Origin of the sequence: Cohnella mopanensis (genome assembly GCF_022352055.1) — a bacterium.
GTDB lineage: Bacteria > Bacillota > Bacilli > Paenibacillales > Paenibacillaceae > Cohnella > Cohnella mopanensis.
This window is the reverse complement of the sequence record NZ_JAKRWM010000001.1, coordinates 680,793-701,466: the sequence shown is the minus strand read 5'-3', so window position 1 is coordinate 701,466 and position 20,674 is coordinate 680,793. Positions and strand designations below refer to the sequence as shown.

General features: G+C 48.6%; 17 protein-coding genes. 2 read left to right on the top strand and 15 right to left on the bottom strand.

What is annotated here, in order from left to right; translation table 11 throughout:
- Positions 1-4: 4 nt before the first annotated feature.
- From rhaA to L3D05_RS03150, 14 genes are all read right to left on the bottom strand, one after another.
- Positions 5-1,267, bottom strand: coding sequence for an L-rhamnose isomerase (gene rhaA / locus L3D05_RS03215; RefSeq protein WP_239614506.1), 1,263 nt, complete (start codon positions 1,265-1,267; stop codon positions 5-7).
- A 27-nt stretch (positions 1,268-1,294) separates the two neighbouring features.
- Complete coding sequence (locus L3D05_RS03210) at positions 1,295-1,666, bottom strand: sensory rhodopsin transducer (RefSeq protein ID WP_239614504.1); 372 nt, start codon at positions 1,664-1,666, stop codon at positions 1,295-1,297.
- Positions 1,667-1,682: 16 nt separating this feature from the next.
- Entirely contained in the window at positions 1,683-3,752 is a 2,070-nt protein-coding gene (locus L3D05_RS03205; protein ID WP_239614502.1) for a bifunctional aldolase/short-chain dehydrogenase, read from the bottom strand.
- 127 nt (positions 3,753-3,879) lie between these two features.
- Entirely contained in the window at positions 3,880-4,845 is a 966-nt protein-coding gene (gene glpX, locus L3D05_RS03200) for a class II fructose-bisphosphatase (RefSeq protein ID WP_239614500.1), read from the bottom strand.
- A 173-nt stretch (positions 4,846-5,018) separates the two neighbouring features.
- Complete coding sequence (locus tag L3D05_RS03195; protein WP_239614499.1) at positions 5,019-6,179, bottom strand: metallophosphoesterase; 1,161 nt, start codon at positions 6,177-6,179, stop codon at positions 5,019-5,021.
- 95 nt (positions 6,180-6,274) lie between these two features.
- A complete protein-coding gene (locus L3D05_RS03190; RefSeq protein WP_239614497.1) occupies positions 6,275-6,844 on the bottom strand; it encodes an RNA polymerase sigma factor in 570 nt (189 codons plus the stop codon).
- Positions 6,845-6,887: 43 nt separating this feature from the next.
- Positions 6,888-8,069 carry an efflux RND transporter periplasmic adaptor subunit gene (locus tag L3D05_RS03185; protein ID WP_239614495.1) on the bottom strand — a complete coding sequence of 394 codons (1,182 nt, stop codon included), beginning with the start codon at positions 8,067-8,069 and terminating at the stop codon, positions 6,888-6,890.
- Between the two features lie 25 nt (positions 8,070-8,094).
- Positions 8,095-11,193, bottom strand: coding sequence for an efflux RND transporter permease subunit (locus L3D05_RS03180; protein WP_239614493.1), 3,099 nt, complete (start codon positions 11,191-11,193; stop codon positions 8,095-8,097).
- A 168-nt stretch (positions 11,194-11,361) separates the two neighbouring features.
- Complete coding sequence (locus L3D05_RS03175) at positions 11,362-12,732, bottom strand: sensor histidine kinase (protein WP_239614491.1); 1,371 nt, start codon at positions 12,730-12,732, stop codon at positions 11,362-11,364.
- Positions 12,729-13,406: a response regulator transcription factor gene (locus L3D05_RS03170; RefSeq protein WP_239614489.1), complete on the bottom strand. Its 678-nt coding sequence runs from the start codon at positions 13,404-13,406 to the stop codon at positions 12,729-12,731. Before L3D05_RS03170 ends, L3D05_RS03175 begins: the two co-directional genes overlap by 4 nt.
- A 71-nt stretch (positions 13,407-13,477) precedes the next feature.
- Entirely contained in the window at positions 13,478-14,044 is a 567-nt protein-coding gene (locus L3D05_RS03165; protein ID WP_239614488.1) for an RNA polymerase sigma factor, read from the bottom strand.
- Between the two features lie 46 nt (positions 14,045-14,090).
- Positions 14,091-15,266, bottom strand: coding sequence for an ABC transporter permease (locus tag L3D05_RS03160; RefSeq protein ID WP_239614486.1), 1,176 nt, complete (start codon positions 15,264-15,266; stop codon positions 14,091-14,093).
- Complete coding sequence (locus L3D05_RS03155) at positions 15,244-15,969, bottom strand: ABC transporter ATP-binding protein (protein ID WP_239614484.1); 726 nt, start codon at positions 15,967-15,969, stop codon at positions 15,244-15,246. Before L3D05_RS03155 ends, L3D05_RS03160 begins: the two co-directional genes overlap by 23 nt.
- Positions 15,969-17,411 (bottom strand): efflux RND transporter periplasmic adaptor subunit, encoded by a 1,443-nt coding sequence (locus tag L3D05_RS03150; RefSeq protein WP_239614482.1) that lies wholly within the window; start codon positions 17,409-17,411, stop codon positions 15,969-15,971. Before L3D05_RS03150 ends, L3D05_RS03155 begins: the two co-directional genes overlap by 1 nt.
- Before the next feature lie 221 nt (positions 17,412-17,632).
- Here L3D05_RS03150 and L3D05_RS03145 point away from each other — a divergent pair, with 221 nt between their 5' ends.
- On the top strand, positions 17,633-18,319 hold the full coding sequence (locus tag L3D05_RS03145; protein ID WP_239614481.1) for a response regulator transcription factor: 687 nt from the start codon (positions 17,633-17,635) through the stop codon (positions 18,317-18,319).
- Positions 18,316-19,794, top strand: coding sequence for a sensor histidine kinase (locus tag L3D05_RS03140; protein WP_239614479.1), 1,479 nt, complete (start codon positions 18,316-18,318; stop codon positions 19,792-19,794). The genes L3D05_RS03145 and L3D05_RS03140 overlap by 4 nt, the downstream gene beginning before the upstream one ends.
- Here the strand turns inward: L3D05_RS03140 and L3D05_RS03135 are convergent.
- A complete protein-coding gene (locus L3D05_RS03135; protein ID WP_239614477.1) occupies positions 19,789-20,592 on the bottom strand; it encodes a hypothetical protein in 804 nt (267 codons plus the stop codon). The two genes, L3D05_RS03140 and L3D05_RS03135, sit on opposite strands and share 6 nt — an antisense overlap.
- Between the last annotated feature and the right edge of the window lie 82 nt (positions 20,593-20,674).

Sequence of the window (20,674 nt, the reverse complement as noted above, 5' to 3'; positions counted from 1 at the left end):
TAAATTAAACGCCGCGTTTCAGCAGCACTTCATTTTCGTAGGTTTTAACATCCGCAAGCCATTCTTCGCGAACGGGAACGCCCATTTTCTCGCAATAATAATCCCACACCGCGCCGAACGGATAAGATTTGAACTCTTCGGTTAAGGCAAGGCGAGTCGTGTAGTCGCCTTCAAGCTCCGCCTTCTTCAACGTATCGATCGGATCCAGCATACCGCGAAGCAATGCTTTGATCGTATTACGCGTACCGATTACCCATGCAGCAACGCGATTGATGCTCGCATCGAAGAAATCGAGACCAATGTGCGTTTTGCCAAGCAAATCTCCGCGAACGAGCTCGCGTCCGATTTCGATCAGTTCATCGTCAAGCGTAACGACATGGTCGCTGTCCCAACGCATCGGGCGGCTTACATGTAACAGAATACCATCCGCGAACAAAGCGAGCGAGGACAATTTATTGGAGATGACTTCCGTCGGATGGAAGTGGCCCGCATCTAGGCAAATCAGCTTGTTGTTGCGGATTCCGTACCCCATGTAGAATTCATGGGACCCTACGACGTAAGCTTCCGATCCGATGCCGAACAGCTTGCTTTCTACCGCATCTAGGTTGTAAGCAGGGTTCAACTCTTCCGCGAAAACTTCATCCAACGAATCCTTCAAGCGTTGTCTTGGCGCCATACGATCGACTGGAACGTCTTTGAAACCATCGGGTACCCATACGTTCGTTACGCAAGTTTGTCCGAGCTCTTCGCCGATATAGGCTCCGATTTTCCGCGACGCTTTGCAGTGGTCGATCCAGAAACGGCGAATTTCCGCATCCGGATGGCTAAGCGTGAATCCATCCTTAGATTTCTCATGGGAGAAACAAGTTGGATTGAAATCCATGCCGAGCCCTTGCTCTTTCGCCCAATCTACCCACTTCTGAAAATGTTTCGGTTGAAGCTGGTCCAACTCGACCTTCTCGTCCGTGTCCGCGTAAATCGCGTGAAGATTAACTTTATGTTTACCTGGAATAAGGGAGAACGCTTTCTCCAGATCGGTGCGTAATTCATCCGGCGTGCTCGCGGCACCCGGATAATTGCCCGTAACCGAGATTCCGCCGGTCAAGTCTTGATCCTTGTTCAAGAACCCCCGTACATCGTCTCCTTGCCAGCAATGCATCGAAATTTTAATTTTTTCAAGACGGTTAAGCACTTCATCTACGTCAATGCCATGCTGAGCATATTGCTCTTTTGCGGCTTCGTAATTGCGTTTGATACGTTCTTGCATGCTTGTTCCTCCTCTTCGTCTGCGCGGTTACATAATCGGATAGGCCATAACGGACATAAGAGCATTCTCGGCTTGCGTGGAATCAAGCCTGCTATATTGGACGATGACCGGAATGTCGCTTTGAACTTCGATAGCGTACGGAACGCCGACCGGAATCGGCGTCCCTTCCTGATGTAATGAGCTTGTTCGGATATGTTTCGTCCGTCTTCCGGATACGACAACCATTATGTTCTCCAATGGGTCGCGATCCTCGAAGTAAATCGTAATATTCAGCAACGCTTCCTCGGATGCCGTGTTCAATACGCAAATGGATTCATGGCTTGTTAATTGACCTGCGCTGGTCTCGGGAATGTAGCCGTCCGGAATGTACCAGAGCTTCTCTCCTCGTGATCTGTGCATGAACGAAACCTCCGGTTTATCGAGTAAATGCCGCAGGAACACCGCCATCGATCGTCAGCATGCAACCCGTCGTTTTCTCGGACTTGGAAGAGGCGAAGAAAGCGATGCCTTCCGCGATGTCTCTAGGGTAAATGTTGACAAGCAGCGTCGTGCGTTTACGATAGTGCTCTTCCAATTGGTCTGGCTCGATACCGTACGCGGCCGCACGTTCGTTTCTCCAGTTGCCGTTCCAGATCGCGGAGCCTTGCAGAATCGCATCCGGCAAAATCGTGTTTACGCGGATACCGTACTCTCCGCCTTCCGCAGCGATACAACGCGCGAGATGTGCTTCCAATGCTTTAACGGAACTATATGCCGTTGCGTTCTTACCTGCATAGATGGAGTTCTTGGAACCGATGAATACCATGTTACCGCCGATGGCTTGCTCTTTCATCATTTTGAACGCTTCGCGAGCAACGAGGAAATATCCGGTTCCAAGCACGTTCATGTTCAAATTCCACTCTTTAAGAGATGTTTCTTCGAAAGGGCTCGAAGTCGCAAGACCTGCGTTGTTGACGATAATATCAACTCCGCCGTATGCGAGAGCCGTTTCTGCATATGCCGCTTGGATCAACTCTTCGCTGGTTACGTCTACTTTAACGGCAAGAGCACGGTTCTCGCCGTACTTCGCGTTGATTTCGTCCGCAACTTTCTGAGCGCCTTCCAGATTCAGGTCTGCAAGCACAACGTGAGCGCCTTCAGATACGAGTCTGCGAGCCGTTTCGCTGCCGATTCCGCCTGCTCCGCCTGTGATGAATGCTACTTTGCGGGAAAATTCCGCTTCTGCCGGAGCCAAGCTCAGCTTGTAAAGCTCAAGCGGCCAATATTCCACGTTGTAGGATTCGTTCTCCACTAAAGAAACGAAATTGCCAAGTGCCGTTGCGCCTCTCATAACCGCGATCGCACGGTGGTATAGTGCTCCGCTTACTTGGGACATCGCCCAGCTCTTGCCGGTATTGATCATCCCTACGCCCGGGATAAGAATAACGCGCGGAGCCGCTTCGAACATCACGTCTCCCTCGTTCTTGTTACGCTCGAAGTATGCTTTGTACATTTCTTTATAGGCAGCAACGCCTTCTTTAAGCTTCGCTTTCAAGCCTTCTACATCTTCCGCGTTCGGAGTCCAGTCGATGAACAACGGAACGACTTTCGTGTGAACGAGATGATCCGGGCAAGCAGCGCCCACTTGGGACAATGTAGCGGAATCTTGTCCGCCGACGAATTGCAGGACATCGTCCGCATCGTCGAAGGAAAGAATCATTTTCTTAGCATCGCTTACCGCGCCGCGAATAGTAGGCATCACTTGTGCCGCGATGCTCTTACGAACTTCTGCGTCCAGTGTCGAATGTTTTACTCCGCCGAATACTTTGGCTTCGTTCACGCGAGCTTCGATGAAATCTTCCGCTTCCGTGATGATCTTGATCGTTTGCGCGTAACAAGCTTCCGAAGTATCGCCCCATGTGACAAGACCGTGCTTCTCCATCAAGACTAGCTCAGCTTTAGGATTGTTCAGAACGCCTTCAGCGATCATCTTGGACAAAGTGAAGCCAGGACGGATATAAGGAACCCATACGAAACGGTCTCCGAAAATTTCTTGGGCAAGCGCTTTGCCGTTATCGGCGCAGCACAGGCTAATAATGGAATCCGGGTGCGTATGGTCAACGTGTTTGAATGGAAGAAAAGCATGTAGCAGCGTTTCGATGGAAGCGCGCGGATGCTTGGAATCGATCATGCAATTCGCCAAATAGGCAACCATATCTTCATCGGACATTTCCGGTTTTTCGAACAATGGACGAATATCATCCATGCGCAAGCCTGTGAAATTGCCGGCTTTCATCGAAGCAAGGTCGGACCCGCTACCTTTAACATACATGACTTCCGTATCGAGGCCGCGGAAATCTTTAACGATCGTTTTCGTGGACGTGTTGCCGCCGCCGAAGTTACATACGCGACGATCCGTGCCAATGATATTGGAACGGTATACGAGTTGATCCAAACCGCTTTGCTGTTCTGATGCTTTCGATGATTCCCACAAGCTTTGTACCATGATAATACCTCCGAATATGATGTTTATTTGTGTTTGTTTTGATTTTAACACACCCGTTTGTTTTTGAATACATGATAATCAAACAAAAACAAAAAAAGACCCGAGCTTTTCGGGTCTTTTTAAAGGATTAATCATTGATAAATTTTTTATTAGGCAAATAGTGTATCGCTTTAATAAAACGGATCGTTTTCGTCTTTGCTCGCATGACGATGGAATGCGTCTCCGCGCGGTCGTCCGGCAAGTATCGCACGCCTCCCAAAAACTCTCCGGGCGTCACGCCGGTTGCCGCGAATATCACATCATCCGTTCCCACCATATCCGTCATCGTCAATACTTTATAGGGATCGTCGATGCCCATTTGCAAGCATCTCGCATACTCATTGGCATCCGAAGGCATCAGTCTTCCTAGAATTTCTCCTCCCAGGCACTGCAGCGCTGCAGCGGCTAATACGCCTTCCGGGGCTCCTCCCGATCCGACGTACAAATCGATTCCCGCCTCGGGAAATGCCGGAGCCATCGCGCCCGCCACATCTCCATCCGACAGAAATTTGATCCTTACGCCGACTTTGCGCAACGTCTTGATCAGAGCTTCATGCCTTACGCGATCCAGCACCATCACCGTAAGCTCGGATACGTTCTTACTCAAGATGTCCGCAGCCTTCTTTAATGTTACTTCCATCGGATCCGTCAGATTGAGTCTGCCGACTAGCTGAGGACCTACCGCTAACTTCTCCATATACATATCCGGCGCATGCAGTAAATCCCCTTTGTTCGCGATGGCGATAACCGACATCGCATTGTTCAAGCCCTTGGCGACGATCTCGGTTCCTTCCAGCGGATCAACGGCGACGTCTACTTCCGGTCCATTCAAACTTCCGACTTGCTCTCCGATGTACAGCATTGGAGCTTCATCCATTTCCCCCTCGCCGATGACAACGGTGCCGTTAACCGATATCGAGTCAAACATCGCCCTCATAGCGGAAGTAGCTGCTCCATCCGCATTGATTTTATCTCCACGACCCATCCACGGGGCGGATGCTAATGCTGCCAATTCCGTTACGCGAACAATTTCCAACGCTAATTCTCTCTCCATATAGAACCCTCCAATGAACTATTATTACATATTTAATGTATAACATATTATTATATGTGACACAATATAAAATCGCATATGTCCTTAAATGTAACTTTATTAAGCCTAATCCATAAAAAAAGCCTTTCTATTGCATCTAAATCGATGCAATAGAAAGGCTTTAATGTTATTAATTAAACTTTACCTAGTTTAATCTTAAGTTTAATGATTTCGCTACGGCTTCCGAGGCGAATCGGCGGCCCCCACGTTCCGAAGCCGGAAGAGACTACGACGTGCATTGCGCCTTTCCTCATATAACCCCAATCGAGCTCGAATAATCTCTTCGTGAACAAATGGTTCGGCACGAATTGCCCCCGATGCGTATGACCGCTCAACATAACGTCTGCTCCCGCATCCGCTGCCGCCGCGAACTTCGTCGGTTGGTGGTCCATCAGAATGATCGGCTTGTCCTTATCCAGAGTTTGAATGAGTTCACTGACAGCTTGTCTCTTAGCCGGCTCCATCGACTCCGCCGACTTGTCCTTGCGTCCGGCTATGCTGAGCTCATCCCCGATATCAACAGTCTCGTCTCTCAATACCCGTATGCCGATTTTGTTCATTTCGGCAACATATTGGTCGATATGTCCGCCATAATATTCATGGTTGCCCAGCACCGCGTAGATGCCGCGTTTCGCCTTTAATTGTCCGAGCACTTCGCCCATTCGATTGCGAAGGAACGGCTCTATCGAATCATCGATGACATCGCCCGGCAACAAGATCAAGTCCGGCTCCATCGCGTTCATCCGGCTGACTAATTTAGCGAGATGTCTGCGGCCAACGGTGTTTCCCAAGTGAATGTCGGAAGCCATCGCAACCGTCCATTCCTTCTGCCCCCCCGCGATCGGCGTTTTGGCGATATCCAGCTCGTATTCCCTGACAATCGGACTCCAAGCATTACGGGACCCTCTTGCGGTGAAGATGGCCAGTAAGGCGATTACGGCGCTACCGGAATAAAGCGAGTAGTTCGCGGGCAAAACTCCGGTCCAATAAAGAATTAGCTCTACCAGATCCGATAGGATGAACAGCAGGAATCCGGCTTCCATGATGAAGATATAATAAGAACCGATCACTTTGAGCAGTCTGCCTACCGACGTGAGCATTCCCGGCAGTGATATCCTAGCCGCGATATAACTAAACGCAACAATACCGAACGGGATCCAGAAGAGCCAAGGCGAATACGAAACTTCCAGAGCATCCAGCCAATCGGTGAGATGCCATCCAATATAATAATTAATGCTGGAATAGACGGTAATCAATAAAAACAATAAGAATACAGTTCGGCTTCGTATTTTCATCTAGGTTGAATGCTCCCTATTCTCTCATGTAATTTACTGTGTTGATTATAGCATAGAAAGAGCCCTAAACCGAATTCGGTTCAGGGCTCTGAATATTAACCTCTAGTCAATAGCATTAGCGGCCGATCCTGCATTATCGCATGCGACCAGCGTTCAACGTCGAAAGGGATTACTTTACGAGTGACGGATAATTCAAATCTTTTGCGCAGGAGCGCACGCGTACGAAATAGGATGGATTTGACCGTCGATTGTGTGCAACCCATATCGCGGGCGATATCTTGCATGGAGTAACCGAAATAATAGAATAAGAGCCAAATCTCGATATTTCTTCTCGCAAATCTCTCGGATAACCACTCGATCATGCTCCGAACTTCGACGTAATCGTTATCTGTGTAATAGGTTTTCGATTGTTCGACTATCGCTAGCCGGCTTCTTCTCTGCTTTTTGCGACATTCGTCGATCCACAGGTTTTTGGCCACTCGCATTAAGAACAGCTTAACGTCCAAGTACGGCTCCGTATGCACGAAGAATACCAAGGACTTAAGCAGCGACTCTTGGAACAAGTCCTCCGCTTCCCATTGTGATCTAGTCAAATAGAAACAATATTTTTTCAATTCAACCAAATGGGGAGTGACCCAAGTATCGTATACTCCATTCACGTCCATACGAAATGCCTCCCCTTGTTTCCCATCATTCGCAATAATCATCCTATTGGACGACTTTAACGGATTGCCCCGCCTCCAACGCATGTTGGCCGGACACGATCAATACATCGCCAACGTTAAGCCCTTTTAGCACCTCTTGGTAAGGTCCGTTAATTCGGCCAAGCGTAACCGGTCTCTTCTCTGCTTTGTTCGCCGCGAGGATGAATACGAACGTTTCCGTCCCCTCCCTCAATACGCTCAATGAAGGAACGGCAACAACGTTCTCTTCTTCAGGTGTCGTTAGTTGAAGTTGAACCCGGCTTGTAGGCTTAAGAACATGATCCGCATTATCTACTTCCAACTCCATAGCATATAAGCGCGTGCTAGCATCGGGAATAGTCGAGAGGTAGACGACTTTCGCTTTTCTCTGCGTTCCGTCATCGTTCGAAAGCTTAAATACAAGCTCCTTTTTGTTACTGGCCAGCTCAGCTGCAGGCTCCGTCAATTGCGCCTTGAGCTTGACTTTATCCGTATTTTGCACGATGCCGAACAAGCTTCCGGCTTGAATGCTCGTTCCGGAATCGGCCTTCACGTCGGTTAATACTCCGCTGGCGGAGGCTTTAATCACTCCGTTACCCCAAGACGTTTCCGCTTGTTCGAACACTAACTTCGCGGTATCGACTTGCGCTTCCAAAGCCGCGGTTGCTTTATTGCCTTGCAAAGCCTCCAGCTGCTTCATGGAAACCTGAAGATTCCTCTGCGTTTCGTCTTTACCGGTCTCGTCCCCGTCTCTCGTTTGCTGCTTAATTAAATCCTTCATTTTGTCGACCGCATTCGACAATTCCAACCGCCTAGCGGCTAACTCTACCGATGAATTAAGAAGCGACATCTCGGCACTCTTGAGCGCGGCTTCCGCTTTCTCTTTCTCGATGAAGGCATTCTTATTATCTATAATGGCGATCACTTCTCCCGCCTTCACCTGGTCCCCATTATTCTTAACCTGTTTCACCAGGAGACCGCCGGCTTCCGCCGTAATATCCACCCGAGCGGATGCGATCACTTCAGCCAATTGTTCCCGCGGTTCTCCCATACTCATCTTCCGTATAGCTTCGGTTTTCACTTCGGATACTTTATCCGTTGCTACTGACGTTGCCGTTGCCTCCTCCGTCGAAGCGCTGGACGAGCACCCCGCAATCGCCGCGGAACTAACCATGATTAGAACTAACGCCCATATCGATTTTCTCATCTGCTCTAACTCCTTATTCACAAAATTAAATACTCAGTTTTTGGTGTTGGTCCGTTTGTTCGCCGCGGCGAAACAGACGGCTCGCTCTCGCTTTCATGGATTCGATTAACTCGTAGATGATCGGAACGACGACGAGCGTCAAGATTGTCGAAGTAACCAAGCCGCCGATCACGACCACGGCTAACCCCTTGGAGATCAATGTGCCATGAGAGATTCCAAGCGCTAACGGAACCATCGCCGCTATCGTTGCACCAGCCGTCATGATGATCGGTCTTAGTCGCACTTTCCCGGATTCGATTAGAGCATGCCGAACGAGATATCCTTCTTTTCTGAGCTGTTGCGTTCGATCAAGCAGCACGATCGCATTCGTCACGACTATACCGATCAGCATCAGGAATCCGATCAGAGACGTCACATTAATCGACTCTCGGGCGATCAATAAACCAAGCAATCCGCCGATGACCGCCAAAGGCAAGGAGAACAATACAGCGAACGGAGTTCCGGCATTGCCGAAACAAAGCACCATAATCAAATAGACGATCGCAATGGCCGCACCCATAGCGGCAAACAATTGCGAGAACCCTTCCTCCATGTCCGAGCTGACTCCCCGAGTCAAAGTCGTTACCCCCGCAGGAAGCTCTAGCTGGCTCAATGTACTCGACACTTTGTCGCTGATCGCGCCTTTATCCGCGGAATCAATCTTCGCCGTCAAGCTCACCATTAACTTCTGGCTCTCTCGCTGTAGCGCAAGCGGAGACTTCACTTCCTCGAGCTTCGCGACCTCGTTTAAGAACACCGTATTGCCGTTCGTCGTTTGGATCGGCATTCGGCCTAACTGTTCAATCGAGTTTTTGTCCTTAGGGGCAAGCTCGATCGCCGTACGATAACCAATATTGTCCAGACGGACGTTACCCAGTTCGTACCTACCGATCCATTCGCCGGTTAAATCATGGATTTGCGAGACGGATAAGCCGAATTGTCGAGCTTTCGACGGATTAACCGTAATTTCAACTTCCGTTTTAGCATCACCCAAGCTGTCTTTAATTTCTTTGAGTTCTTTGAATTCTTTCATTTTCGCTTTGATCGACGCAGATGCTTGTTCTAGAATTTGTTGGTCATCCCCGTAGATGACATACGTGAAATCGACCGAGGAATAACCGCTCCCCCCCGATAACGCTCCCGGAAGCACTTCCGAACCTTTAGGAAGTTGAGCCAGCATAAGTTTGCTGTATTGTTCCTTGATAAGCTCGGGATCGGCTTGATCGTTCACTTCCGTAATCAAATCGATAACATAAGGAACGCGATCTTCGCTGCCGCTATAACCGACGAGCGATTCTACGAACGTAAATAATGCCTTATCTTCTTTATCTTTAGCTTCCCTGAACAATTTCTCGATTTGTACCGCCTGCAGATTGGTACTATCGAAGGACGTATCGTAGGGCAGTTTGATCGTAAAGTCCATTTTCTTCTCCGGTTCGCCTTCCGGAATAAATCCGGTCGGCAAGTTCGGAACCGTGATCACGATCGTCATAATCAACAAAACCCCGGAAAATAATAACGTTTTGATCCGATGGGATAAACACCACACCAATACTTTTTCATAGAACAAGGTCACTTTGCCGTCCTCATGTTCCTTAACGGATACCGCTTTGGAGTTCCTTAACACCATGAGTTTCGCCAACATCGGAATGACCGTAAGAGAAACGAGCAAAGAAGCGAGCAACGCACAAGACACCGTGAGGGCAAACGGACGGAAGAAACCTCCGATGATCCCCGACACGAATGCGATCGGCAAGAATACCCCTACCGTAACGAAAGTAGAAGACGAGATGGCCATCGCAACCTGTTTCACGGCAAGAAGAATAACCGATTCATTTCGTTTCTGCGCTTTCTGCAGATTCGCGTAGATGCTCTCGATGACGACGATACTGTCATCCACGATTCGTCCGACGGCAATGAACATACCTCCGAGAGACATGATATTCAACGTCAGATTCATCATCTTCATCATGACCATGGTGATCAAGATGGATAACGGGATGGACACGATGACGATCAACGTCATTCTCATGTTGCGCAAGAACAACAAGATCATCAGCGAAGCTAGGATAATACCGAACAAGCCTTCTCTTAACAAACCGCTTATCGAAGCTCTTACTTCGTCGGCGCTGTCGTATACTTTGTTGAAGGCTATTCCCGGATGGGTTACCTCCCAACCCTTGATCAGATCATTCGTAGCATTGGAGAAATCAACGGCATTCGTAGCCCCGGATTTGTACAAATGAATTCCAATTGCAGGCTTATCGTCAATTCTAGCGATAAAGGTAGATTCATTGATCGCTTGTATAACCGCGATATCCTTTAAGAGTAACGTTTGGCCGGTTGGCGTCACGATCTCCGTATTTTCCATCTCGTACAAACTGTCTAGTTCACCCTTAACCCGGGCGATCTGAGAATTTCCGTTAAATTTGACGATCCCCACCGAACCGTTCGTCATCGAGGACTGTAACGAGCCCGTTACCATCGTTGGCGTTAAGCCATAAGCTGCCAGGGTTCCCGCATCCAACTGGATATCCAAGGAGGATTTGCGTGCTCCAATCGTATCGATGTGGTCCAGCCCATTAATGGATTCAAAGCCTGGCTTCAACTCTTCTTCATACAATTGATCGAGCTCTGTTTGGGACATTTTATCTTTCGCATGGACAGCCAAATAATAGACGGGGAAAGAAGCATATCCTATCGTCGCAACGATCGGTCTACCGGCTTCTCTCGGTAAATTCACGCCTTGAACTAAGCTTTGCAGATCTTGTTTCGTCTTATCGATATTTACCTTTTCATTGAATTCGAGGAAAATCGATGATAAGCCATCGCTCGAAGTCGAGCTAAGCATCTTTAAGCCTACCGCGTTGGCTACTTTGCTCTCGATAGGTTTTGTAACAAGGTTCATTACATCTTGCGGAGAAGCTTGATAATTCGTATTGATCATGACATAAGGGAAAGAGATATCGGGCATATTCTCCACCTTAAGCGAATTCCCCGAAAAACCTCCTGCTCCTAGCACGATTGCGATTAAGATGAGCATCGCCGCAATTTTGTTCATAGAAAACTGGATTAATGACTTCAACAGCTAACCCTCCTGCAAGTTCATATCGATATGCCACTACGTTGGTGGAAATTCTTACCTGTTCGTTCTGCATCAGTGTACAACACGAATGTGAATATACTATGACATGAAAAAAAACCAACGGCGCAAGGAAGGAATGTCCTTTGCCCATTGGTTTTTTTGCGATGATTATAAACGATTCGGCAGCATTACGATGGCGATCGTGCCTCCGTTAGGATTGTTTTTCAATTGTACCGTTCCCCTGTGCCTCATGACGATCTTCTTCACGATCGCAAGTCCTAAGCCGCTTCCCGAATGCTTTTTGTTATGCGATTGATCCGATTTATAGAATCGTTCGAACACTTTCGCATGCTCTTCAGCAGGAATTCCGATTCCTGAATCGGTTACGATGACCTCGATTAGATCGGTATGTTTGACGATGCTTACGGTAATTAAACCGCCAGCTGGCGTAAATTTAATGCTGTTGCCGATTAGATTATTCCACACTTGATTAAGCTGGTCTTCATCCGCTACGATTTTCGTTTTTGGCAAATTGAGCCGCCATTCCAATGACTTAGTTGACCATTGGGGTTCGTAGGCGACGACGGCTTTGCGCAGCTGTTCATCCAAATCATAGATTCTTGGTTCGAACGGATGGCGTTTCGAATCCAAGGAGGCTAGCTTTAGCAAATTGTCGCTCAGACGGGACAGTCTCTCGCTCTCGTTCTGAATGATGCTTAAATACCGGATTCTCTCCTCTTCCGACAGATCGCTCTCCTGCAGCGCTTTAGAGAATCCCGAAATCGACGTTAATGGGGATTGAATTTCATGGGAGACGTTCGAGACGAAATCCTGCCTCATCGATTCGAGCTGCTTCATCTGAGTGGCCATGTAATTGAAGCTTTGCGCGAGCTGTCCCAGTTCATCCTTCCGCTTCCCCCATTTAAGCTCGATGTCGAACTCGCCCTTGGCCATTCTCTCGGCAGCCGCTTTCATCCCGCGAAGCGGCTTCACCAAGTAACGGGCGCCAACGATGATGATTATACATCCAACGAGTAAATTGATTAGCAACGCCGTAATAAGTAAAATTTGAGCGAATGATTCCACGGTACTTTCGGACACTTGGACAAACAGAGCGTAATGGTTGCCAGAATATTCATATGGAAATCCGATAATCAATTCCGTAGGGGAAACGTCGATCCCTTTGTATACTTCTCCCCTTAAGACGGAGCGGACGATTTGATCCGACAAAATATAGAGATCCGCAGGTTCTTTGCCATCCCTGATCATCAGTTTCCCATTCTGGTCGTACAGCCGGATTTCGTATTGCTTCGCGTAACTTGACTCTTGCATGAAGGCATCCGCCTGTTCGACGCCTTTATCCCTATAGATTTCCTGAATTCTATTACCATCTTCGATCAATTTTTTTTGAAGATTGTTCGCATAACGATCTCCGACTGAGTCTAATAAATAGAGAGCCAAAAAATAAGTGGTGACCAATCCGACGATGACGGCCGCCATATAGGTAAGCACGACACGAAAATAAAGCGATTTGATCATTCCAGCACCTCGAGCTTGTAGCCAAGCCCTCGCTTCGTCTCGATCGCGAACGAGCCGTTCAACTCGGCGAACCGGTCTCTGATCCGCTTAATATGTACGTCTACCGTTCGGTCGTCGCCTTCGAAATCCGCGCCCCACACTTGTTCGATCAGATCGTTTCTCGTAAATATCTGACCGGGAAAGCTAGCGAGCTTAAACAGCAGATCGAATTCTCTTAACGGCAACGCGAACGACGTTTCTTCGACGACGGCCTCGTAACGAGTTTTGTCCAACAGGACGTTGCCGATTTGAACTTTCATCGAGATATGGATTTTATACCGTTTCAACAGAAGCTTGACCCTAGCGGCGAGTTCCAGCGGGTCAAAGGGTTTAACGAGATAGTCGTCCGCGCCAAGGTTAAACCCTTTGAGCTTATGATCGGTTTCTCCTTTCGCGGTCACTAACAGAATCGGCATCTCCGGATAGTCCTCTTTTAAGCTCCGGCATAAGTCCCAGCCATCCATTAAAGGCATCATGACATCTACGATTGCCAGATCGATTTTGGCTTGCTCCGCGATTGTTATCGCTTCGAGTCCGTTGCTTGCTACAGACACCTTGAATCCTTCTCTAGTTAAATAAAAACGGATGAGTTCAAGAATATCCAGGTCGTCATCGACGATCAGGATGTTAGCCATCTCCATTATCCTCCCGTATGCGAGTATCCTCTTCTATTACGGGAATATATGGTTTTCGGTTCCCGATCGCCCTATCCTTCGGATAGCAGCCCTTGCGGCCGGTCCTGCATAATCGCGCGCGACCATCGTTCCACATCCAGAACGATGACTTTACGGTTCTCCATGACGGCATTGCGGTTTCGAAGCTGATCGCGGGTACGGAACAGTACGGATTTAACGGCCGATATCGTGCAACTCATAGCCTTCGCGATTTCCTGCAAGGTATAACCGAAATAATTGAACAATAGCCACATGTCTATATTTCGTCTAGGGAACCGCTCGGCCAACCATTCTATCGCGCTGCGCACTTCAACGTAATCATTGTCCGTATAGTGGGGCTTAGACAAGTCCGCGATCGCTAATCGTCTCCTCTTCCGTTTACGGCAATCATCGATCCATAAATTACGCGCAACCCGGATCAAGAATGGCTTCACGTCTAAATACGGCTCCGTATGGTAAAAGAAGATCAGCGATTTCAATAACGTATCTTGACACAAATCTTCCGCATCCCACTTAGATTTCGTTAAATAGTAGCAGTATCTTCTTAGATCTTCGAGATGGGGGATAACTAAACGTTCATATTCCGGTATAGACGCCAAGCGGTTCCCTCCTTTCCACGCGGTTAGTAGATTTGATGGCAGTCGGTTATTCGAAACGCAAAGCTTCAATCGGTTTAAGCTTAGCCGCCTTATTCGCTGGGAACATTCCGAACACGACGCCAATGCCAACGGAGAAACAGAAAGCGATCAATATGATATTGAATGAGAACACGATGTCCATATTGAAAGCGGAGGAGGCGCCTTGCGCCGCCCCGACTCCGATTCCGATTCCCAGCAATCCTCCCAAACCGCTAAGCACCATCGCTTCGATGAGAAACTGGATCAGGATATCGCGTTTCTTTGCGCCGATAGCTTTGCGTATGCCGATCTCTCTCGTCCGCTCCGTTACCGAGACGAGCATAATATTCATGATTCCGATCCCGCCCACGAGAAGGGATATTCCGGCAATCCCGGCTAAAGCGAGCGTCAGCGTATCGGATATGGACGTTAACGTAGAGAGCGCGTCGCTTTGATTGAACACCCGATAACTATCGGTATTTCCCCGGAAGTGACCGCTCAGTTCGGTTTCCAATCCGGTGACGACGGAGTCGATCTGCTCGGTCGTCGCTACTTGGACGTAAACCGTCCGGACGCCTTTCGATTTAAATAATCTTTCGGCCGATGTTTCGGGGATCATCACGACTTCATCGTTCGATCCCGCCATCGAACTTCCTTTTTCCTCTAATACGCCAACCACCTTATAGCGAGTTCCCTGAATGAGAATGTATTCGCCTACCGGACTCGCGAAACCGAACAGATCCGTCGCGGTACTCGATCCGATTACGGCAACCTTCTGATAGACATCTAAGTCGATCTGCGCCAGAAATCGGCCGGTTGCTACCTTATAGTCTTTAACGAGCGCATAATCCGCGTTCGTGCCTACGACGCTAACGGTAACGCTTGTCGTTCCATATTTGACGGAGGTGCTCTGCGTGCTGGCAGGAGCGATATATTGAATGCCTTCCACCTTATCCTTCATAGCGACAGCATCGTTCACTTTTAAAGTGTTAGCGGAGCCACGCCCTAAGATGTTTACTGTCAGAAGATTCGTTCCTAAGCTTTGAACCTGCTCGGTTACCGATTTGGTCGCTCCTTGTCCCATAGCCACAAGCGCGATAACCGCCGTAACTCCGATAATGATTCCAAGCATCGTTAGAAGCGAACGAAGTTTATTGGACAGAATGCTCTTCATCGCCATCTTAAACGCTTGTAAGAAATTCATTCTGCCCTCCCTCCTCTTCGCTTAATTTCCCATCCATGATCTTGACGACTCGTTTGGCCTGCTCCGAAATACCCGGATCATGAGTGATGAGCACGATCGTATGCCCGAGAGCATTTAATTCCTTCATGAAGCCCATCACTTCCTTGCCCGTCTTCGTATCCAACGCTCCGGTAGGCTCATCGGCGAGCAGTATGGGCGGATTTCCCGCCAACGCCCTGGCAATCGCTACCCTTTGCTGTTGTCCACCGGATAGCTCAACAGGCCTGTGATGAATCCTTTCTTCCAATCCGACCTTCCTTAGCGCCTCGATCGCTTGCTCTTTTCTTTCCTTAGCCGAAACGCCTCGGTAGATTAACGGTAGCTCCACGTTCTCGATCGCAGTTAGCCGATTCAGAAGATTAAAGCCTTGAAATATAAAACCGATCTTCCGGTTCCGGATTTCCGCAAGTTTGTTATCCTTTAATCGGCTAACCTCTTCCCCATCCAGCCAATACTCGCCCGATGTCGGCGTATCCAGGCAGCCGATCACGTTCATAAGGGTAGATTTTCCCGAACCGGAAGGGCCTATGATCGCTAGAAAATCCCCATAATTAACGGTTAACGAAACGTTATCCAAAGCATTAAGCGTTTCTCCGCCCATACGATATTGCTTGTTTAGCTGTTTGATTCGAATAAGAGGGTCCGGTAGCGATTTCGTCGTCATCAGCGAGCACCGCCTGCCGCCGCGCCGGTGGATTGACGCCCTCCGCTTCCTCCTTGGAAGCCGCCTCCGCCGCCTGAGAATCCAGCTCCGCCGCCACCCGGGAAACCTCCGCCTCCGCCCAGACCTGGGAAACCGGCTTGGTTGTTTGAATTAGAGCTCTTGCTTACGACGGTCGGAAGAATGACGCGGTCCCCTTCTTTCAGTCCCGATACGATCTCGATCTGATCTTCATTGTTAATTCCGACTTTCACTTCGACCCGTTTAGTGGAAGTGACATTGCCGCTTGCGTTCGTCGAACTACCGGTACCCCGATTCCCCATGAATTGTTCCCTCATGGCGGCTCGTTCCTCTTCGGTCATGTTCTGGAATCGGCTAGCGTTTCCGCCTTGGGGCGTTTGTCCGGCTTGCGGCTGTTGTCCTGCTTCCAATTGACCTTGCTGATCTGCTTGTCCTTGTTGCCCGTTCTTCGATGACGCACCCGGATTACTGCCAGATTGCCCCGATTGAGCCGTCGTAGCTTCAGTCCCGTCGCTTGATGCCGGAACCATTACGAAGTACTTGCCTTGAGAAGATTGCACCGCTTCTACTGGGACATATAGAGCATCCGTTTTCTTATCCGTCATAATGCTCGCTTCCGCTGACATCCCGGCTTTTAGCGTTTTGGCATCCGCCAGGACGATCGTAACATCGAAGGAAGCGACGCCGTTGCTGGTCGTTCCTTCATCTGCGATAGCGACGACTTCCCCCGTGAAAGTCTCTTCCGGCAATGCTTCTACGAGAATTTGCGCTTCTTGCTTAAGCTTCACCTTAGGGATGTCCAATTCGTCGATTCCGACGACCATTTGCAGCTGGGCAAAATTAACGATCTCGCCCAGCTCGTTGTTCGGATTAAGCGTATCTCCCACTTGAACATTAAACGTAGAGAGAACTCCGTCGATTGGCGCAACGATCGGGTCCAAGCTTTTTCCCGTCTTCAACGTCGCAATATCCTCTTTCGCCATCTCGATATCGAGCTGTTGCTTCTGTATGTTCAATACCAAAGCTGCCCGCGCCGTATCATCGGTTGCTGCTTTATACTTGTCCTGCGTATCCTCGAGTTCCAGCTGTTTTTTCTTCAGATCGATTTCCTTGCTGCGAACTTGAGAGGTAATATCGGTTTGTTCATATGTAATGAGTACATCGCCCTTCTTGACCGTATCCCCTTTTTTGAAGTTGACTTTGAGAGCCGTGCCAGCCGATTTTGCTTTCAACGTTTCACGCGCGGATGGCTGAATGCTTCCGGTACCGCTGACTTTGACTTCAATGGTTCCTTTGCGAACCAGGGTCGTTACGTAACTGGCTACCAGTTGGGTATCCTTCTTATTGTAGAGCCGGATACCTCCCCAAGTTCCCGCTGCCAGTACGATGACTAGAGCGGACGTCCATATGATTCTCTTCTTCATCCGAATTGTTCACCTTCGCCTCTTTATCGTCTTGGCACTATTATGCAAGGCGAACCTTAGTTGTTGATGAGTGCCCGCTGAATGTTTTCTGAATGTCGTCCTCCTAACTTTTCAGCATTCTTTCAGTTTTCGCTCAGCCAAAGTTAAGCTAAATCCTCCATAATAGGAAAAGATAGATCAGGCATGTCCTAATAAATGGATCTACAGTTGGAGGACTCGAGATGGCACAGCAAGGAAAAGGCATTAAAATATTAATCGTCGATGACGAACCCAATATATTGCAGTTTCTTGAGCTCGGATTAACGAATGAAGGGTATCAGGTCATGATTGCGCAGGACGGACCAGAGGCGATCAAACTATCGGATCAATTCAATCCTCATGTCGTGATATTGGATGTCATGATGCCCGGAATGGATGGTTTCGAGGTGTGTCAAGCTTTGAAGGCCATTAAGCCCGTTGCGGTCATTATGCTCACGGCCAAGGATGAGATCGAGGATCGAGTTAAGGGGCTAACGCTGGGCGCGGACGACTACATGCCCAAGCCTTTCGGCTTCGGCGAGCTTCTCGCCCGAATCCAAGCGCGAGTACGCAATCAATTTCCCAATCTACTTAGCGAGGTATCCGTTGGTCCGTTCGCGATCGATGCCGCTCGTAAAGAATTCCGTTACAAGGAACGCGCGTTGGAGCTATCACCGACGGAATATGAACTACTCAAACACCTTGTGTTCAATCATGGGCACGTTTTAAGTAAAAGCGTCATTCTTGATCAAGTATGGGGCTATGATTTTGGCGGGGAAGAAAATATCGTGGAAGTTTATATCCGTTCATTGCGCGACAAGCTTCAAGACCGCGAGCACAGAGTCATCCGAACGATCAGGGGCGCGGGTTACCGGGTGGACCTCTTATGAACCGCTCAAAAGGCTACATGCAACGTCTCAGATCCTTCCTATTTCCGCGTTCCTTGCGTTATCAGTTGTTATCCCGCATGTTGCTCATTCTAGCCGGTTTGCTGCTTGTGATCGGACTATTTCAATATGTATTCATGGAGCGTTTCCTGTATCAGAACAAAGCCGCAAGCATACAGAGGCAAATTCAATCCGTGCCTGGGGAACTATGGGAGCGAATTAATCCGAATATGCGACGCGGACCTGCCGAAGCGTTCATCTTCTTCCCCTCTTCCTCCGTCGCCTTCATTAATAAGGAAGGCAAATTTACGGTACTTTCATCTATTGACTCGAATTCCAATTCGAGCGTTCCCCATCTTGATTCGGAAGTATACGAAGCAGCTAGACGCAAACCTTATCGCGGCAAGCCTCAATTCAAAATCATGAATCAGGACAACACAGGAGAGCAGCTTATCGTTATGCAAGCGGTTCGATCCTTCAACGGGACGAGCGGCGTCGTGCAAGTCAGCACGAGCACCAAGCCGATGAAGAACGAGTTGACCCGGCAGTTGTTATTATTCCTGGCTCTAGCTTTTGCTGCTTTAATCGGTGGATTGCTCACCTTCTTGCCTGCCATTCGCAGAACGTTAACTCCGCTGTCCCGCATGGTAACAACCGTTGAACGCATTGATTCCGGTAAACTCAGCGAAAGATTGCCGGAAGATGAACAGCCCAAGGAAATTGGCCGCTTATCCCATTCCTTCAACCTAATGCTGGAACGTCTTGAAGTTTCATTTCTAGCCGAGCAAGAAGCGAAAGAGAGAATGCGCCGCTTCGTTTCCGATGCTTCCCATGAACTTAGAACACCGCTCACCTCGATTCACGGATTTCTAGAAGTGTTGTTGCGCGGCGCTTCGGCGGATCCGACCCAGCTAGAAAAAGCTTTGAGGAGCATGTTCGGCGAATCCGAAAGAATCAATAAATTGGTATACGATCTGCTTCTGCTCGCAAAACTCGATCGCGCGCCCGAAATTCAACTTAATCCTTGCGACATAACACAATTGATTGTCGAGATGGAGCCCCAATTGCAGCTGTTAGGCGGTGAGAGGCAAATCCAAATCCTTTCTGAGACTGCGTCTGGAGCACCAAATGAGATCAAGCTAGATCCGGACAAAATCAAGCAAGTATTGTTGAATCTATTTCAGAATGCCGTACAGCATACGGATCCTATTGAAGGAGTCATTCAAATCAAATCTTACAAGACCGCTGAAGAAATTGAACTCACTATTCAAGACAACGGAACGGGAATTGCCGACGAGCACCTCCCTTATTTATTCGACCGCTTCTATCGCATCGATTCCTCCCGGGCCCGCAAATCCGGAGGGGCCGGTCTTGGATTATCGATCACTCGCTCTCTCGTCGAGCTTCATGGCGGATCTTTAAACGCAGAAAGCTGCCTAGGTAAAGGCAGCTTGTTCCGAGTCCATCTCCCGTTATAATCGTTCGAGCCGTTGAACGCCTTCGAACAGAGTAGCAAGATACAAATATCGTTCATCCGAATCTACATCCGTCACTTGGCAACCTATCTTTAATGCCATTAAAGATATTCGGTTGCCAATACGGCTTATTCGGTACAATCCTCGATCCGTGCAAGCGAACACTTCATTATTGCGCGATACGACGGAAAATACGAACGTACTCCCCATCTTGAATCGATCGAAGCCGCCCTTTAAGTTCCCGACTAGCAAATCTCCATGTTCCGTTGCCCCTATGATCCTGCCATGGTAGACTGCTAGACTGGTCACGGCGGAATCATAACGATAATTCATCCAGCTAGAGGTCATGCGATCCAGAATCGCTAACCCCTCGTTCGTTCCAAGCACTACGTATTGAGGCAAATACAAGAAGTCATAGACGATGATGTCGGAACGCATCATCAGATGCCATTCTGTCCCCTCTGTATACCATAACCCGCAAGAAGTTCCCGCAAGTCCAACTTCTCCGAATTCTTTGTACTGATAACAGCTTACGGCTAATTCCGTTGAATGCCACTCTCCTTCGCAACAATGATACAAGCCTTTATTCGAACAGGCGTACAGCTCATCATCGTATACTTGTAATCGATTAATATGAGTCTGATCCGGAAGTCCTTGATTGATTTCGATCCATTCGCTCGACATCTCGGGTTTATGTACAATGCCCTGTCCAAGCGGCGCTGCAACTATCGCTTCAGATGAGAACCGCTTAACCGAAGAGAAATGAAAGACTAGTCCCCCAGGGTTCGCTGAGATTTGCATAGTATGATGACAACTCCTTTATCCTGACAGCGGTGTATTAACTAATAGTCTAATTGATAATGATTATCACTGTCAAACAAAT

Bases quoted from the DNA above. Each gene is read 5' to 3' on its own strand.
- glpX (WP_239614500.1), bottom strand. From the start codon at position 4,845: ATGGAGAGAGAATTAGCGTTGGAAATTGTTCGCGTAACGGAATTGGCA.
- L3D05_RS03145 (WP_239614481.1), top strand. From the start codon at position 17,633: ATGGCACAGCAAGGAAAAGGCATTAAAATATTAATCGTCGATGACGAA.
- L3D05_RS03150 (WP_239614482.1), bottom strand. From the start codon at position 17,411: ATGAAGAAGAGAATCATATGGACGTCCGCTCTAGTCATCGTACTGGCA.
- L3D05_RS03170 (WP_239614489.1), bottom strand. From the start codon at position 13,406: ATGGCTAACATCCTGATCGTCGATGACGACCTGGATATTCTTGAACTC.
- L3D05_RS03205 (WP_239614502.1), bottom strand. From the start codon at position 3,752: ATGGTACAAAGCTTGTGGGAATCATCGAAAGCATCAGAACAGCAAAGC.
- L3D05_RS03135 (WP_239614477.1), bottom strand. From the start codon at position 20,592: ATGCAAATCTCAGCGAACCCTGGGGGACTAGTCTTTCATTTCTCTTCG.
- L3D05_RS03175 (WP_239614491.1), bottom strand. From the start codon at position 12,732: ATGATCAAATCGCTTTATTTTCGTGTCGTGCTTACCTATATGGCGGCC.
- L3D05_RS03160 (WP_239614486.1), bottom strand. From the start codon at position 15,266: ATGAATTTCTTACAAGCGTTTAAGATGGCGATGAAGAGCATTCTGTCC.
- L3D05_RS03190 (WP_239614497.1), bottom strand. From the start codon at position 6,844: ATGGACGTGAATGGAGTATACGATACTTGGGTCACTCCCCATTTGGTT.
- L3D05_RS03155 (WP_239614484.1), bottom strand. From the start codon at position 15,969: ATGACGACGAAATCGCTACCGGACCCTCTTATTCGAATCAAACAGCTA.
- L3D05_RS03140 (WP_239614479.1), top strand. From the start codon at position 18,316: ATGAACCGCTCAAAAGGCTACATGCAACGTCTCAGATCCTTCCTATTT.
- L3D05_RS03195 (WP_239614499.1), bottom strand. From the start codon at position 6,179: ATGAAAATACGAAGCCGAACTGTATTCTTATTGTTTTTATTGATTACC.
- L3D05_RS03185 (WP_239614495.1), bottom strand. From the start codon at position 8,069: ATGAGAAAATCGATATGGGCGTTAGTTCTAATCATGGTTAGTTCCGCG.
- rhaA (WP_239614506.1), bottom strand. From the start codon at position 1,267: ATGCAAGAACGTATCAAACGCAATTACGAAGCCGCAAAAGAGCAATAT.
- L3D05_RS03210 (WP_239614504.1), bottom strand. From the start codon at position 1,666: ATGCACAGATCACGAGGAGAGAAGCTCTGGTACATTCCGGACGGCTAC.